The following is a 15,989-nucleotide window of genomic DNA, read 5'->3' as shown; positions in this document are numbered from 1 at the left end:
GCGGCTCGTCCTGGTCATCGCAGCTCCTCCGGTTCCGGGTCGACGCCCTCGGTGCCGGGCAGCAGCAGCTCCCGGCCGGGGGCGAGGACCATCGGGTCGTCGATCCCGTTCGCCTCGGCGATCACGCGCCACGCGCCGGCGTCGCCGTACTCCCGCCACGCCAGCTGCGGCAGGCTGTCGCCGGCGACCACGCGGTGGGTCCGGCGGGCCTCGCGCGACCCGGACGTCGGGTTCTGGCCGGGCGTGTCGGCGCCGGCCTCCTCGATCGACAGCGAGCAGGTCGCGCGCAGCGGCTTGCCGTCCACGTCGAACAGCGAGTAGGCCACCGACATCCCGGACAGCACGCCGTCGAAGGAGACCGACTTCGCGGTGCCCCACTCGAAGCGGACCCACGGGCTCGCGGGCTTCTTCTTCTGGATGCTCTTCCTGGTCGGCACGCACGCCACCATCAGCTTCTCCACGCCCGCCTCCACCGAGTTGTCGTGGGTGGCGGTGGCGTCGAGGAAGACGTCGACGGCCAGGGTGCGCGGCCCGCTGCCGACGAACTCCGGCATCGCCGCCTGGCCCGCCATCCGCGCGGGCTCGCGGCGCCACTCGACGGACTTGGTCAGCGCCAGCGACCCGGGGTTGAACTGGAACTGGACGGTGGCCATCCTCGCTCCCGGCTTCGCGCCGACCCTGGCGGGCGGCTCCATGATCACCAGGCGGGCCTTGACCAGGCTCGCCCCCGGCTTGCGCGCCACTACGCAGTCCCCTTCCGCGTCACGACGCCTGGATGCCCTCGTGGGCGAATTCCAGGGTCTCCACGGCGACCTGCGACCGGCTGGGGTCGAACGAGGGCCCCTGCCAGCGGATCGGGATGACGCCCAGCACCTGCCAGCGCACGATCGGGTCCAGCTCCGGGGTGAGCGCGACGATCTCGCCGTCCTTGCGCTCGGCCCGCTGGATGATCTCGTTGAACCACTTGAGGACCTTGGCCGAGTCGGCGGTGACCGGTCGCGTCATGGTGATGTTGGACCAGGTGATCCGCGAGGGCAGCTGCCAGGCGAACCCGTTGTTGCCACCCTCGTCGAACCGCTCCACCTCCACCTCCGCCGACAGCCCGTCGCAGGTGTGGAACGCGCCCAGGTCGTTGCCCGCTATGGAGAGCTGGAAGAAGACGCTGCTGGCGAAGACGGTGTCGGTCATCGGTTCTCCTGTCGTGCCGGTTCAGCGGCGGTCGTGCAGCCGGCCGGCGCGCTCCCGGCCGGCGCGCAGTTCGGCGCGCAGCCGCCTGGTGAGCGGTTCGAGCAGCTTGCGGGCGAGTTCGTCGAGGTCGGCGGAGGCGTGGCCGCCGGTCATCCCGGTGTGCTTGACGGCCTGCGGTTCGGGCGCCGCGCCGGGTGCGCCCCTGGACGCGGTGGCCGGCGCAGTGGCCGACGCGGTCCCGGGTTGCGGTGCGGTGTCGGTTGGTCCGGCGCCCCGCTTGCGCGGCGCGGCGGTCGGGTTGGTGACCTGGAAGCCGCGCTGCTCCGGGGCGGCCGGGTTCCGGTGGTCGGTCGCCTGCCGCTGCGCGGTGGTCCGGGCGGCGTCGGCGGGGGTTCGGGGTCCCGGGTGCCGCGGATCGGCGCCGGAGGGCTCCGGGCCGGGCCGCGGGTGCGGCGGTGCGACCGGCATGGCGGGTGGGCGCGCCGCGCCGTGGTCGGGTGACCGCGCGGGCTCCGGCCGCACGACCGCCCGGGCCGACGCAGGCTCCGCCGTCCGCTGCACCGGGGTTCCGGCGTGGTGCACCGGGGTTCCGGAGTGGTGCACCGGGGTTCCGGCGTGGTGCACCGGGGCTTCGGTGCGGTGCGCCGGAGCTTTGGTGCGGTGCGCCGGGGCTTCGGCTCCCCGCGCCGGCACGCCGGCTCGTCGCGCCGGTGCTCCGGTGGGCGTCGAGGGCCGCGCGAGGTCGCCCGGCACGGGCGCCGATCGCACGGCGGCGCCCGGCGCAGGAGGACCTGGTGCGCGGGTGCCCGGAACCGGTCGCTGACGCGCGCTCCCGCCGGCCGCGCGCCGCGCCGCGGGCGAAGCTCCGCCCGACGCGGTGGAGGAACCGGGTTCCCGGCCCTCCACCTCGGCTCGCACCGACTGCCACCGCGGCTGGACCACCGGTTTTCGCCGGGGAGCGGGCGGCGCGGTCGGTGCGGTCGGTTCCACTGGCAGCAGCGGGACCAGCGGTCGGCTCCCCAGCAGCGGTTCCGCGCGCCGCGACACCGGCAGGGGCGTGGCGGGAGCCCCGCGCCGCGCCGCGGGACCGGCCACCTCGGCGGAAGCGCGCTCCGGTGCGGAAGCGCGCTCCGGTGCGGCAGGCCCGTCGGAGGTCTGCCGGGTCCGGGGTCGCTCCGACGCGTGCCGCGTGACGGCTTCGCCGCTGGAGCGGTGACCGTGGGGAAGGGGCGGGACGTCTGCGGAACCGGTCGTGACCGCGCGCTGCACTGCGAGCGGGGCGGCCGCGGCTCCTCGCGGTGGTGTCCGGGGTGGGAGGCGGGTCACCGGGACGACCGGCACGTCCCTCGTGGGCGGCGCCGGCCGGGAAGTCCGGACCGGGGTGGGTTCGGTGGCGCGCTGCACCAGCGGTGGGCGGGGCGGAGCGGTGGGCTTGCCGCTCGCGACGCCGGTGTCGGGGATCGCCGTGGCCGGCATCGCCGCGAGCTGCTGCCCCAACCCCACGGTGGGGCGGACCGGCGGTGCTGCCGGGCTGCCCGACGCGCGTCCGGCCGTCGTCGCCGCTCCGGGCTCGGGCGCCCGCTCTTCCGCAGCCGGCGTGACCCGGCGGCGCACCACCGCTGCCGCCGGGTCGGTGGCAGCGGCTCGGGCACCGGCCTTCGGCCGATCGACCGAGGGCCGGTCCACCGGCGACCCGCCGGCCGGCGGCCGACCCGCCACGGACCGGTCCACCGGGGTCCGGTCTGCCGCAGGGCGGTCCGCCAATGGACCGTCCACAGTGGAGTGCTTTGGCGAGGAGCGGTTCGTCGGGGGTGGATCTGCCGCTGGGCGGTTCGCCAAGGGGTGATCGGCCGGTGATCGACCGGTCCGCGGCGGGCCGGCAGGACGGTTGGCCGGGAGGTCGCCGGCCGAGGGCCGATCGGTCGAGGGCAGGGCGCTCGCGGGCATCCGCGCCAGCGGTTCACCCAGCACCGGAGCGGACCGCGCAGCAGCCGCCCCCGGTGATCGCACAGCGGCTCGCTGCACATCACCACCGGCCGTGGAACCGGGGGCGGGTTGCCGCCCGGAAGGATCTTGGTCTGCAGGTTTTCGGTTCGGAAGTTCCTGGTCTGAAGGCTTTTGCCCGGAAGGCTTCTGCGCAGGAGGTTGTTGCGGGGCAGCTTGTTGCCCAGCGGGCTCTTGCTCGGGAGGCCGCTGCGCGGAGGGTTGCTGCCGGGTCAGCCGCTGCACGGCGGGCAGGTCCCCACCGCCGGCGACCTCCGACCGCCGCACCGCGCGGGACTCCCCCCGGTCCCCGCCCTCCGCCGCCGACCTCTTCACGGCGGGCATGGCGGTCGCACTCGTCCGCGTCGCTCCAGCCGTCGCCGCGTCGGGGCCGGTGCTCGTGCCCCTGCCCGTGTCGTTCGCGGCGACCGCACCCCTCGTAGCGACCGGGACCTCGGCACCACCGATGACATCCCTCCGGGCGACCGCCGGATCAGGACCTCCCGCGACGGCGCTGCGCTGGACCACCTCGGTGCCACCGCCGCTCACGGCCGGACCCGCCCCGCCGCCGGTGGTCCCGCCGCCGGTGGTCCCGCCGCCCCGCACGTCGGCGGGCGGTGAGCCGGGCGGTGGGCCGGGCGGCGAGGGCACGACCGGCACCCGCCGGACGACACCGGCCGGTCGCGCGGCCGTCGTCAGCCGCGGCCCCACCGGGGCGAGCCGCACCGCCGCCGGGCGCTCGGCCACCGCTGCGGGGTGGGCCACCACGGGCCGCTCCCCCACCGGGCCCGAGGGCTCGGCCACCGACCGCTCCCGCGACGGTTCCGGCCCGGCAGCCACCGAGGACCCCCGCGACAGCTCGGAACGCCCGACCACCGGCCGCTCCGGCGACGACCCGGGAGGCCCGGCCACCGACGACTCCCGCGACGACCCCGGAGACCCGGCCACCGACGACCCGGAACGCCCGGCCGCCGACGGCTCCCGCGACAGCCCGGGAGATCCGGCCGACGACTCCCGCGACGACCCGGGGCGCTCGGCCACCGACCGCGACACCACCGGCCCGGAACGCGCGGCCGTCGACCGCGGCGCCACCGGATCGGGGCGCACGGCCGCCGGGGGCTCCCCCGCCGGAGCGGGGCGGCCCGCCGCCGAGCCGGCGCGCTCGGCCACCGACCGCCTCCCCGCCGGGCCGGGCCGCCTCCCCGCCGGAGCGGGCCGCGCGCCCGACGGCGGTTGCGCCGCCGGCTCCTCCGCTCCCTCCGAGCCCTCCGGTCGCAGCGCCATCGGCATGGCGGCCCCGCCGTGGTAGCGCCCCTGCTCGGGCGTGCGCCGCAGCACCAGGCCGTGCAGCACCCCCGCCGGGGCCGACGGGTCCACCGCGTGCCCCATCCCGGTGTCGAACGTGTGGTCCTGCCAGGCGGTCAGGCCCGCGCGGAAGCGCAGGCCGTCACCGACCGCGGGGCTGTCGCGCTGGATCACCCCGGTCGACGGAGGGACGGCGCGCCAGCCCCCGTCCCACGGCGGCCGGGTCGGGCGGTCGGCCGGCGGGGGCGCCGCGGCGGTCCCGGCGCCGGCGCGCTCGCGCCCCAGCAGCCTGTCCCAGAAGGACATGGTTCACCTCCCCTCGTTCACCCTCGTGTTGATGCGGGCGATCTCCCGGACCCAGCGCAGGCGCTCGTGGTGCTCCAGGTCGAGGATCTCCTCGCGCGACCAGTGGAAGTGGTAGGCCACGTACGCAACCTCCTCCAGCAGCCGTTCGGCCGCGTACGTCACGATTCCCCCAGGCGACCACCGGCGAGGTCCACCTCGAACGCCGCGCCGCACGACGGGCAGGACACCCCGGCCCGCGTGTGGCCCTCGCTGTTGATGCGCCGGTAGAAGTCCTGGAGGAACGCGATGTCGGTGGCGTACATCTGCTCGACCACGCCGGCGTGCACCTCGCCGACCGTGCCCAGCTCGGTGATGACCTGGCTGAGCAGCACCACGCTGAGGTAGCCGGGGTTCTCCTTGACCCGCAGGTCGATCTGGGGCCGCAGCTCGTCCCGCGCGGTGGCCAGCCGCATCCGGCCGTGCCGGTGCACCACACCGCTCGGGTCGACGTAGCCGCGGGGCAGCTCGAAGTCGAACACCGTGCGCATGGTGGCGCCCTCCGGCGTGGCGGCAGCCCGTTCCGGCTGCCGCTGCGCGGTCTCCTCGACCAGCTCGTCGAGCTGGTCGAGGGCGATCGTCCGGCGCCTCATTCGACCTTGATCTCCTCGAAGACGAGGGTCACCTTCTCCGTCGCGGCGCTGGACTCACCGGCCTTGAGCGACGGGCCCTCCCACTTGCTGGCCCACGCGTTCATCAGCTGCATCCGCCGGACGGTGTTGCCCTCGGAGTCCTTGACCTCGATGGTGACGTTCTGCCGCGCCGCGGCGACCGCCCCCTTCTCCAGGGTCTCCTTGAGCCACTTGGTGAACTCCTCGCTGATGTCGAGCCCCCTGGTGAGGGTGACCTCGCCGCCCTTCTGCGCGCCGGGCTGCTTGCGCAGCAGCGGTTTGCCGGTGGGCGTCACCTGGGCCACCTCGACCACGTCCTCCTCGACGGTCAGCCCGCTGACCTCCTGGAGGGACTCGACCATGAAGCCGCCGAGCTGCACGCCGAAGATGTGCGTGGAGAGTGCGTCGCCTTCTGCCATGGATGTGCTCGCCTTTCCGGTTCACGTGCCCCGAGCGGGGGCGGGTTGCTCATTCGTCGACGAGGCTGGTGCTGTCGGAGAACTGCGACAGCCGGAAGACCACGAACTCCGCGGGCTTGACCGGCGCCACGCCGATCTCGCAGACGACCTGCCCGAGGTCGATGGACTCCTGGGGGTTGTTCTCCCGGTCGCACTTGACGTAGAACGCCTCGGCCGGGGTGCGGCCGAACAGGGCGCCCTGCCGCCACTGCTCGGTCAGGAACGCGGTGATGTTGCGCCGGATGCTCGACCACAGCCGGTCGTCGTTGGGCTCGAAGACGACCCACTGGGTGCCGATCAGGATCGACTCCTCCAGGTAGTTGAACAGCCGGCGCACGTTGAGGTAGCGCCAGGCCGGGTCGGAGGACAGCGTGCGGGCGCCCCAGATCCGGATGCCGCGGCCGGGGAAGGCGCGCACGCAGTTCACGCCGATGGGGTTGAGCAGGTCCTGCTCGCTCTTGCTCAGCCCGACCTCCAGCTCGACCGCGCCGCGGATCACCTCGTTGGCGGGCGCCTTGTGCACGCCGCGCTCCACGTCGCTGCGCGCCCACACGCCCGCGACGTGACCGGACGGCGGCACCATGACGTTCCGCCCGCCGGCCGGGTCGAAGACCTTGATCCACGGGTAGTAGAGGGTCGCGTACCGGGAGTCGTAGCCCGCCTCGTCCATGCGCCAGGCGCGCACCCGCTGCGGGGACAGGCCGGGCGGGGTGTCGAGCAGGGCGACCCGGTCGCCCATCTGCTCGCAGTGCGAGATCATCGCCAGCTGCACGGTCTTGACGCCTTCGAGGTCGATCATCCCGCGCTGGTAGGCGGCCATCAGGTCGGGCGTCACGACCATGGTGACCTCGTCGACGCTCTCCAGGCCGCCGAAGCCGGTGCGGGCCTCCGGGTCGCCCAGGTACTCCTGGGCGTCGACCACCGCGGGCAGCGCCGCGCCGTCGGAGCCCGCGGCGGGCAGCGGCACCGTCTGCTTGTCCGGCCGGGCCAGCGCCCCGCTGGACTGCTCGGTGACCCCGATCAGCTTCGAGCGCTCCTTGACCTGGGTCACGACGTAGTTCTTGGCGTTCTTGCGGGTGGAGACGTCGTAGGTCTCCACGACCTTCCCGCCCTGGCGCACCAGCAGCTTGAAGCGGTCGTCCGCCGGGTTCTCGCCGTCGGCGTCGGCCACCTCCACGGTCACGTCGTCGCCCGCGGCGGGCAGGGCGGCGACCCGCAGCCCGCCCAGCTGCACGGGCTTCGGCTCGGGCGGCTTGGCCTCCGTGCCGGCCTGCGGGCCGCCGACGCGCACCACGTACGCCGCGCCGCCACCGTTGGCGAAGTAGCCGTAGAGCGCGTGCGGCAGGTAGGTGTCCTCGACGAAGCCGCCGAAGTTCTGCACGTACTGGTTCCAGTTCGCCACCAGCGTCGGCCGGTGGAAGGGGCCCCGCTCGGCGAAGCCGACGAAGGCGGCCACCGCGGTGCCGACCCCCTCGATCGGCCGTGCTCCGGACTGGACCTCCTCCACGTACACGCCGGGTGAGAGGTACTGCGGCATGGTCGCTCCTGTCTGGTGTGCGCTGCTCCCGCTCTGGTAGCAACAGACTGCTGGTCCGGGTGGTGCGGCGGGAGGTCCGCCCGCTCCCGGCAGGGGGCAGACCGGGTGCCCTAAAGGGCACGGCGCGCGCCGGCCGCCGGGTGTGCCCCTTTTCCTCTTCCGCACCGGCACAGCACGCCAGCAAGTCCACAGTGGACGGATGTCGGCCGGCGGCAGGCGACCGGGGCGCCCCCGCCGGCGGCGGGGGCGCCCCGGTGCGGGGTGTCAGGCGGTCAGGTAGGGGCCGAACTCGCTCTCCAGCACCAGCCTGCCGAGCTTGCGGTACTCCTGGTGGACCGCGGCGACCACGTCGGCCATCGACACCGGGCGGTCCGCCTCGGCGGCCAGGTAGGCGGCGGTCACCGCGCAGGCGCGGATCGACCCGCCCGCCAGCTCGAAGCGCTCGGCGCAGAACGCCAGGTCCAGGTCGCCGGAGCGGGGCAGGGCGGGGCCCAGGCAGCGGTCCCACAGCGCCAGCCGCTGGTGCGCGTCGGGCACCGGGAAGTCGGCGATGACGTCGATCCGCCGGGTGAACGCCTCGTCCACGTTGGACCGCATGTTGGTGGTCAGCACCGCGATGCCGTCGAAGGACTCCATGCGCTGCAACAGGTACGCCGACTCGACGTTGGCGTAGCGGTCGCGCGCGTCCTTGACCTCGGACCGCTTGCCGAAGACGGCGTCGGCCTCGTCGAACAGCAGGACCCCGTGCACGCCGGCCGCCTCGGTGAAGATCCGCTCCAGGTTCTTCTCCGTCTCGCCCACGTACTTGTCCACCACGGTGGACAGGTCCACCACGTACAGCTCCATCCCGATCTCGGCGGCGACGACCTCGGCGGACATCGTCTTGCCGGTGCCGGACTCCCCCGCGAACAGCGCGACCACGCCGCGGCCCCGACCACCACCGGGGCGCATCCGCCACTGGCCCAGCACCCGCTCCCGGTGCCGGGCCCGCAGCACCAGCTCCCCCAGCTGCCGTCGGGTCGCCGCGGGCAGCACCAGGTCGTCCCAGCCGACCGATGGGGTGATCCGGCGGGCCAGCCGGTCCAGCCCCGCGCCGTTCTGCGCCCGCACCCCGGCGCGCAGGTGCTCCACCGCGAGCGGCCGGGCGTCCAGGACCGCCAGGCGGGCCGCCACCGACACCGCGCGGTCCACCTCGGCCGCCCCGAGCCGGTAGCCGCCCAGGGAGGCCAGCAGGTCCTCCGCCGGCGGCGCGCCGGTCGCCTCGGCCAGGCTGCGCGCCCACCGGGCCGACCGGTGGTCGGCGTCGGGCGGCGGCACCGGGACCGACACCGGCGGCCGGTCGGTCCACCGCGGGTCCCAGTGCCGCCCGCCGTGCAGGACCAGCGGCACGTCGCCCGCCGACGCGACCACCTCGCGCAGCAGCCGCAGCCGGTCGGGCGCCAGCGGCTCGACCGGGCCGAGCACGAGCCCCGCGCCGCGCAGCCGCGCCTCCCGGACGACCTCGGCGAGCGCGGGCCGGTCCCGGTCGAGCAGCGCGACCACGTCCAGCACCACCGCGCCCCGGCCGGCCGCGGCCAGCGCGGCCACCGCCGTCGGGCCCGCGTCGCCGTCGGCGGACCGCAGGTGGACCGCGCCGACCCCGGCCCGCAGCGCCGCGCCGACCCGGCGGGCGAAACCGTCCTGCGGGACGGGGCCCGCGGGGACGACGCGGGCCAGGTCGCCGACCGGGCGGTCGGGCGCGTCGTCGCCGAGCAGGTGGGCCACCACGCGGTCGGGCACGCGCAGCACCCGCGACAGCGCGGGCAGGTCCGGTTCCCGCACCTCGACCAGCCCGCCCGCCACCAGCGGCGCGGTGGCGGAGAGGCGGAACCGGCCGGGGCCCGCCGCGGGCTGCCCGCACAGCTCCAGCGCCAGCCCCGCGGTCGCGCGGCGGCGGGTCACGTCGTCGTTGAGGTAGCCGTAGAGGCGCTCGAACCGGGCGTCGAGGTCCGGCGCCAGGGCGACGAGCAGGAACTCCAGGTCCAGCCGGTCGAGGTGGAAGTCGCGGGCCAGCCCCAGCAGCCGGGGGCCGGGGGCGGGCACCGCGGCGGCGAGCGCGTCCAGGCGCGCCTCGTCCGCCGGCGGGTGCGACGGGGGCCGGCGGGGCGCGTCGAGCACCCGCCGCACCCCTTCCGGCGTGAGGTAGAGGCCGCGGAACGGGTCGTCGGGGTTCGGGTCGGTGGCCAGCCGCTCCGCCACCGCCCGCCGGACCCGCCGCTCGACCGCGCCCAGCCGGGCCCACAGGTAGACCAGGTCGGCGGCCGGCGGCCCGGCGAGCGCCGGACCGGTGTCCCCGGCCCACTCGGCGAACACCCGCTCCACCTGCTCGACCGGGTCCACCTGCTCGACCGGGGTCGCCTGCCCGACCGGGTCCGCCTGCCCGACCGGGTCCGCCTGCCCGACCGCCCCCGTCACGTGCGCGGTCACCGGATCGGCTCGCCGCGCCTGCGCCTGGCCGAGGGCTGCGGGCGCGGCCTGGCGACCGCGAAGCCCTCGCCCTCCGCGGTGGTCGGCCCCTCGTAGCGCAGCCGGCGCACGTCGCCGGAGGAGGCGCCCCCCGCGGGCGCGGCGGGGTCGCCGCGCAGCACCATGCCCTCGGTCACCAGCGGACCGGCCGGCGTCCAGTCGCCGGCCAGCGGCGAGGTGACCGTGATCGTGATGGAGGGCTTCAGCTCGCCGCCCAGCGCCGACCACACCTCGCTCACCGCGCGGGTGTCCGACGACGGCGCGGCCACCTGGAGCTCCACGGCGAGGCCCAGCTCGGCCAGCGACCCGGTGAGCCACCCCGGGTCCAGCCGCTCGCGGCGCACCAGGCACGCCAGCGCGTCGGACAGCAGCCGGTGCTCGTCCTGCGGCCGGTTGGTCCAGGCGGTCACCAGGTAGGTCAGCTCGAACCAGCGCGCCGCCCCGCGCCTGCCCAGCAGGGCGCCGTCGTCGCCGTAGACGTCGTGCGCGCCCGCGTTGCGGCGGGACAGGTCCTCCCTCAGGTCGTAGAGGAACACGTTGACCGTGGGCGCGTTGCGCCGCGCCGTCCACTCCTTGGTGGGCGCGTCGAACGCCAGGTCGCCGTGGTCCCCCGGCACGCCGGCGGCGGTGAACAACCGGCGTATCCCCTCGTCCACCTCGTGGATCACGACTGCCTCCTCGTCCTCGGGTCGGTCCTCACCTGCGCCGCACCATGTCGGGCGGCCCGATCGAACCGGGCACCACGAGGAACGGCGTGGTGGCCGGCCGGAAACCGGGCCCGGTCGCGGTGATGGTGCGCGGCCCGGTCTGGTCCTTGGCCAGGACCAGCAGCTGCGCGGCGAACCCGCCGTCGGCGCGCGGGATCGTGGGCGCCGCCACCGCGGTGATGCCGGGCGACCACGTCAGCCGCACCGGCACGCCGGGCGGGAAGTCCAGGCCCCGCACGGAGGTCACGAAGCCGGGCTCGCCGATCGGCGGCACGGCCACGATGCGCGGCAGCAGCACCCGCATGGGCGCGGTGGCGGTGTTGTCGGCGGGGTCGGCGTCCGTCCCGGAGGTCCGCAGGGCGGCGCGCACGGTGGTCTCCAGGGGCGCGTCCGGCGCGAAGACCACCTGCACGACCTGCACAGCGCCGGGGGTGAGGTCGGGCAGCGCGCAGCCGGCCGCCGTGCACCCCGGTGGCAGCGCCGCCACCGGCACCGCCCCGGGCAGCCCGAAGTCCAGGCGCAGGCCGGTGGCCAGCGCGCCGCCCGCGTTGCGCACCGTGAAGTTCGCGGTCGCGCGCCCGCCCACGTAGGACGGGTTCGGCTGCACGACGACGGTCACGCCGGGGCCGGCCGAGGGCGCGGGCGGAGGTGGCGGCGGGGGCGGAGGTGGCGGCGGAGGTGGCGGCGGAGGTGGCGGGGGCGGCGGGGTGGTGGTCGTCGGCGGGGGCGGGGCCGGTTCGCGCACCGGGACCTCGGTCTGCGCCGAGTTGTCCGACGGCCGCACGTCCAGCACGCCGCCCGTGACCGACCACGTCACCCGCCGCCGGCCGGGGGTCAGGCCCACGAGGACGACCTCGACCCGCACGCTCGCCCCGCCCTCCAGCGCGCCCAGGTCGCACCGCGGGGTGGCCGCGTCGCAGCTGCCCCGGTCCGGCCGCAGCACGTCGACCCGGACGCCCTCGGGGACCGCGGCGGTCAGCGCGGTGCCGGGCGAGGTCGCCGGTCCCCGGTTGAGGACGGTCACGGTCGTGGTGGTGGAGCCGCCGCTGTCCAGGTCCGGCACGGTGGGCGGGGCCTGCACCGCCAGGTCCACCGAGGGCTGCCAGGTCGGCTCCTTCTGCCGGCCGGGCAGGTCGCGCGTGATCCGGTCGAGCCCGCCGCCGGCGGGGTCGTGCACGACCAGCTCCTCCGGGGAGCGGGCGTCGCCCTGCCGCCGCGCGGTGACCGCGATCCGGTCGCCGTCGGGCGAGTGCGCCGCGTCCCGGGGCTGGAACGGCCCCGTGGGCGGCGCGGTCAGCGGCGTCGAGCAACCGCCCTGCCCCCTGGGCTGCAGGACGCGGCACCGGTCGTCGCGCAGGGAGACCTCCACCAGGCCGTCGAACTCGCGGTTGAACACCACCGCGGCGCCGTCGGGGCGGAACGCGGCGCTGTCGTCGGTGACCCGGCAGTCCGACCCGCAGACCGCCGCCGACAGGTCGCGCTGGCGGTCCAGGGTGCCGGCGCGCGCGGTCCAGATGTGGTTGTCGCGCACCTCGCCGGGCGTCCCGGGGTCGCTGATCACGCCCCTGGTGAACGCGAGGGTCGCGCCGTCGGGCGACCACGCGGGCTGGGTGTCCTCGCGCTCGGCGACCTCCGGCGGCGGGCGCAGGTTGCCGACCACGGCGCCGGTGGCCACCTCCACGACGGCGATCCGGCTCGGCCCACCGCGGCCGGGCACCCCGCCGGGCGAGCGGCGGGCGAAGGCGATGAACCGGCCGTCGGGCGACCACGCCGGGTCGAACTCCCAGTCCTCGGCGGCGCGGTCGGCCACCGGGACGCGGCGCGGGTCGCCGCCGTCGGCGTCCACCAGCCACAGCCGCTGGACCCTCCTGCCCTCCAGCTCCTCGAACCGGGTCACCGCGATTCGCCGCCCGTCGGGCGAGTAGGACTGCCGCTGGGTCCACGGGTCGTAGCCCTCGCGCGGGTAGAACAGCAGGTTCGGGTCCTCGACGCTGCCCGGGTCCTCGCGCAGCACCGCCACGCCGAGGTCGCGGGGGTCCACGCCGTCGGGCCGGACGTCCTGGAGGGTGGCGGTGGACCGGGTCGCCGCGGTCGTCCGCGACACCAGCAGCGCGGGCGCGCCGGCCCCCGACCACGCGGGCGAGGACACGTGCCGGTCCTCGGCCAGCAGCAGGCCGGGCGGCGCCGTGACGGGCAGCCCGTAGCCGGTGTCGACCTGGTAGACCTTCGTCACCTCCGGGTCGGCCGGGCACGAGCAGGTCTGGTCCTGGCTCAGGAACAGCAGGCCGCTGCCGTCGGGTTTCCAGGCGGGCCAACGGCCGCGCCAGCCGGCCTGGTCGCCGCCGAGCACCGGGACGCCGAGGCCCGCGCCGTCGAGCACGCGCAGCTGCGCGGGCGCGGCCGGGCCGCGGTCCAGGGTGTAGGCGATGCGGCCGTCGCGCGGGTTCCAGGCCGGCTCCACGGCCGCGCCCGAGGGCTCGTCGGTCAGCCGCACGGCCGCGCCGCCGGCGACCGGCTGCCGGTACAGCTCGGGCTCGCCGTCGCGGTCGGCGGAGAACGCGACCTGCGCGCCGTCCGGGGAGAACGTCGGCCAGGTCTCGTCGGCGGGGCCGTCGGTGAGCCGGCGCGCGCCGGAGCCGTCGACGCCGACCACCCACAGGTCGCGCTGCCCGTCCTCGGCGGAGTCGAACACCACCGTCCGCAGGTCCGGCGACAGCTGCGGGTGGCCCGCGTCGCGGCCGGTGGTGAGCCGGCGCACCGAGCCGTCCGCGGCGCGCAGGTACACCTGGGGCCGGCGCTCGTCGCGCAGGCTGGTGAACACCACCAGGTCCCCGCGCGCCGAGACGTGGTCGTCGAAGTGCGCGGGCCCCGGGCCCGCGAGCGGCTCGCTGACCGCGGGCCGGTCGGCCGGCGGGTCGGGCACCGGGTCGGCCACCACGCCGATCCCGCGGTGGCCGGTGCCCGCGAAGGCGATGCGGCCGACGGCCGGCGGGTCGCCCTGCTGCGCCAGCGCCGGGGCCGGGGTGGTGGCGCGCACCGCCGCGACCACGCCGCACAGCGCGGCCACGGCGGTGGTCGCGGCGACGGCTCGTCTTCTCGCCCTGTTGGACAACTTCGCACCTCCGGTGGCGGTCCTCGCCGACATCGTCGCCGCGGCGCCCGCGCCGGGCCGAGGACCGCGCGGGCAGGGTCGGGGACGGCGCGGTGGCCTTTCGGGCAACCGGCCCTCAGATCAGCCCGTGCCGCATCACGAAACCCACGGCGTGGGCGCGGTTGCGCAGGTTCAGCCGGGTGCTCACCTCGTGCAGGACGTTCTTCACCGTCCGCTCGGAGAAGGACATCTTCGTGGCGATCTCGGCGGTGTCGAAGCCCTCGGAGATCAGCCGCAGCATGTCGGCCTCGCGCGTCGTGAGCGTGGACATGGTGGGCGCGTTGGGGTCCAGCACGCTGCGCTGCAACCGGCCGACGTGGTCCAGCAGCACGCCCAGCAGGTCGCCGGGCAGCACCGCCTCGCCCCGGTCCACCGCCACGACGGTGTTCACCAGGCGGTCCTGGTCGGCCTCGGCGCGGCGGACCACCGCCGACACCCCGCAGTCCACGGTCACCTGCAGCGCGTCGTGGTCGAACCGGCCGACGACCACGCCGGTGCGGGTGGCGGACGAGCGCTGCAGCCGGCGCAGCAGGCGGGCCGCCGCGTCGTCGACCTCGTCCACCACGACCAGCGCCACGGTCGCGCGCGCCTGGTCCTGCGCGGTCAGCACCTCGACCTCCGGCCGGGGGCGGAGCTGGTGGACGACGCCGGTGCGCAGCACCGGGTCCTCGGCGTACACGGCGACCGGGATTCTCGTCTTCATGCCGGTTCCCCTCCGCAACAACCGGGCCGCGGCGGCCCTGGTGCGACCATCGTGCCCAGCGCCGGCGCGCCGGTCAGCCCCGGTGGGCCGCGAGTGCACCGGTTTGCCCGCACAGTGCCCTTTTCTCCCTGCCGACCGGGCGGCGCCGTGCCTACCGTTGCCGGGCGTGACCGCAACAACGGAATTCGGTCTCCCCACGGTGGCCGTCACGCCCGGCCAGGAGACCAGCACGACCATGACGGTGCGCAACGACAGCGACATCGTCGAGGCGTACGAATTCGAGGTGGTGGGCGAGTGCGCGCCGTGGACCGCCGTCGAGCCGGCCCGGCTGTCGCTGTACCCGGGCACGTCCGGCCAGGTGCTCGTCCGGCTGAGCCCGCCGCGCTCCCCCGCCGTGCGCGCCGGGGAGCTGCCGCTGGGCGTGCGGGTGCTGCCCGCCGAGCGGCCGGAGTCGGTGGTGGTCTCGGAGACCACCGTGGTCGTCGCCGCGTTCGCCGAGCAGCGCGCCGAACTGGTCCCGGAGCGCCGCCGCGCCTGGCGCAGCGCCCGCTACCACGTGGAGCTGCACAACGCGGGCAACACGCCGGTCGCGGTGGCGCTGAGCGCGCCGGAGGCCGACGACCGGCTGACCTACGCGGTGGCGCAGCGGCCGGTCGCGGTCGAGCCCGGCGACCGCGCGGAACTCGAACTGCGCGTCCGGGTGGGCAAGATCCTGTGGTTCGGCAAGCCCGAGCACTGGCCGCTGCGCCTGGACGCGACCGCCGTCGCCGACCGGGGCGTCGAGGGGGGCGGGGACGCCACCACGCGGCACGAGCTGGAGGGCGAGCTGATCCAGCTGCCGGTGCTGCCGCGCTGGCTGCTGGCCCTGCTGGCGCTGCTGCTGGCCCTGCTGCTGGCGTGGCTGCTGCTGGTGCGCCCCGCCGTGCGCAGCGCCGCGGAGCAGGCCGTGGACGACCGGGCGGAGGAGATCGCCCAAGCGGTGCAACAGGATCCCGCGCCGGAGCAGCCCCAGGGGCAGGACGGGCGACCGCCGCAGCAGGGCGGGCAGCGCACCAACCCGGGACAGGGTCAGGGTCAGGGCCAGGGACAGGGGCAGGAGGGTCAGCCGCAGGGCAACGGGATCGGCGGCGGGCAGCAGAGCTCCAGCACCATCGAGGTGCGCACCGACGGCGGCGGGCAGGGCACGGGCACCTACGTCGTGCCCGAGAACAAGGTCTTCCGGGTCACCGACCTCGTGCTGGGCAACCACCAGGGCGACGAGGGCGTGCTCACCATCGCCTTCGGCGACCGGACGATCACCTGGATCGCGCTGGAGACCTTCCGCAACCAGGACTACCACTGGGTGACGCCCATCGACATCCCGGAGGGCGCCGCCGTCACCGCGACGGTGGACTGCACCAAGCCCGGCACGCCCGCCACCGGGCAGCAGGCGCCGAACTGCTTCCAGGTCGTCAACGTCAGCGGCGAACTCGGTGACCTGCCCGACGGGAACTGACCCG

The 15,989-nt window shown here is 76.2% G+C and carries 13 protein-coding genes; 2 read left to right on the top strand and 11 right to left on the bottom strand.

Going from position 1 to position 15,989, the window contains the following annotated elements; translation table 11 throughout:
• Positions 1-14: 14 nt before the first annotated feature.
• Genes JOE68_RS29310 through JOE68_RS29300 form a run of 3 tightly spaced genes read right to left on the bottom strand, consistent with a single transcriptional unit; the run spans position 15 to position 1,656 of the window.
• Positions 15-743: a CIS tube protein gene (locus JOE68_RS29310; RefSeq protein ID WP_307819973.1), complete on the bottom strand. Its 729-nt coding sequence runs from the start codon at positions 741-743 to the stop codon at positions 15-17.
• A gap of 19 nt (positions 744-762) precedes the next feature.
• Positions 763-1,188, bottom strand: coding sequence for a phage tail protein (locus tag JOE68_RS29305; RefSeq protein ID WP_204845604.1), 426 nt, complete (start codon positions 1,186-1,188; stop codon positions 763-765).
• Positions 1,189-1,209: 21 nt separating this feature from the next.
• Entirely contained in the window at positions 1,210-1,656 is a 447-nt protein-coding gene (locus tag JOE68_RS29300; RefSeq protein WP_204845603.1) for a hypothetical protein, read from the bottom strand.
• A gap of 2,047 nt (positions 1,657-3,703) precedes the next feature.
• Between JOE68_RS29300 and JOE68_RS29295 the strand changes: the two genes are divergently transcribed.
• On the top strand, positions 3,704-4,480 hold the full coding sequence (locus JOE68_RS29295; protein WP_204845602.1) for a hypothetical protein: 777 nt from the start codon (positions 3,704-3,706) through the stop codon (positions 4,478-4,480).
• 305 nt (positions 4,481-4,785) lie between these two features.
• Here JOE68_RS29295 and JOE68_RS29290 read toward each other — a convergent pair whose 3' ends face one another.
• The 8 genes from JOE68_RS29290 to JOE68_RS29255 all read right to left on the bottom strand — a co-directional run bounded on the left by JOE68_RS29290 (position 4,786) and on the right by JOE68_RS29255 (position 14,490).
• A complete protein-coding gene (locus tag JOE68_RS29290; protein ID WP_204845601.1) occupies positions 4,786-4,944 on the bottom strand; it encodes a DUF6760 family protein in 159 nt (52 codons plus the stop codon).
• Complete coding sequence (locus JOE68_RS29285) at positions 4,941-5,411, bottom strand: hypothetical protein (protein WP_204845600.1); 471 nt, start codon at positions 5,409-5,411, stop codon at positions 4,941-4,943. Before JOE68_RS29285 ends, JOE68_RS29290 begins: the two co-directional genes overlap by 4 nt.
• Positions 5,408-5,848, bottom strand: a complete 441-nt coding sequence (locus tag JOE68_RS29280) for a phage tail protein (RefSeq protein WP_204845599.1) — start codon at positions 5,846-5,848, stop codon at positions 5,408-5,410. The genes JOE68_RS29285 and JOE68_RS29280 overlap by 4 nt, the downstream gene beginning before the upstream one ends.
• A gap of 49 nt (positions 5,849-5,897) precedes the next feature.
• A complete protein-coding gene (locus tag JOE68_RS29275) occupies positions 5,898-7,424 on the bottom strand; it encodes a phage tail sheath family protein (RefSeq protein ID WP_204845598.1) in 1,527 nt (508 codons plus the stop codon).
• Positions 7,425-7,688: 264 nt separating this feature from the next.
• Positions 7,689-9,776: an AAA family ATPase gene (locus JOE68_RS29270; RefSeq protein ID WP_204846348.1), complete on the bottom strand. Its 2,088-nt coding sequence runs from the start codon at positions 9,774-9,776 to the stop codon at positions 7,689-7,691.
• Positions 9,777-9,886: 110 nt separating this feature from the next.
• Positions 9,887-10,597 (bottom strand): Pvc16 family protein, encoded by a 711-nt coding sequence (locus tag JOE68_RS29265; RefSeq protein WP_204845597.1) that lies wholly within the window; start codon positions 10,595-10,597, stop codon positions 9,887-9,889.
• 28 nt (positions 10,598-10,625) lie between these two features.
• Positions 10,626-13,748 carry a DUF11 domain-containing protein gene (locus JOE68_RS29260; protein ID WP_204845596.1) on the bottom strand — a complete coding sequence of 1,041 codons (3,123 nt, stop codon included), beginning with the start codon at positions 13,746-13,748 and terminating at the stop codon, positions 10,626-10,628.
• A 115-nt stretch (positions 13,749-13,863) separates the two neighbouring features.
• A complete protein-coding gene (locus JOE68_RS29255) occupies positions 13,864-14,490 on the bottom strand; it encodes a helix-turn-helix transcriptional regulator (protein ID WP_204845595.1) in 627 nt (208 codons plus the stop codon).
• Positions 14,491-14,656: 166 nt separating this feature from the next.
• On the opposite strand from JOE68_RS29255, the gene JOE68_RS29250 reads away from it, so the two are divergent.
• On the top strand, positions 14,657-15,985 hold the full coding sequence (locus JOE68_RS29250; protein WP_204845594.1) for a COG1470 family protein: 1,329 nt from the start codon (positions 14,657-14,659) through the stop codon (positions 15,983-15,985).
• Positions 15,986-15,989: the final 4 nt, after the last annotated feature.

It is taken from the genome of Saccharothrix algeriensis, assembly GCF_016907655.1.
GTDB classification, from domain to species: Bacteria; Actinomycetota; Actinomycetes; order Mycobacteriales; family Pseudonocardiaceae; genus Actinosynnema; species Actinosynnema algeriense.
The sequence above is the reverse complement of the archived record's forward strand: the minus strand, read 5'-3'. Positions and strand labels throughout refer to the sequence as shown.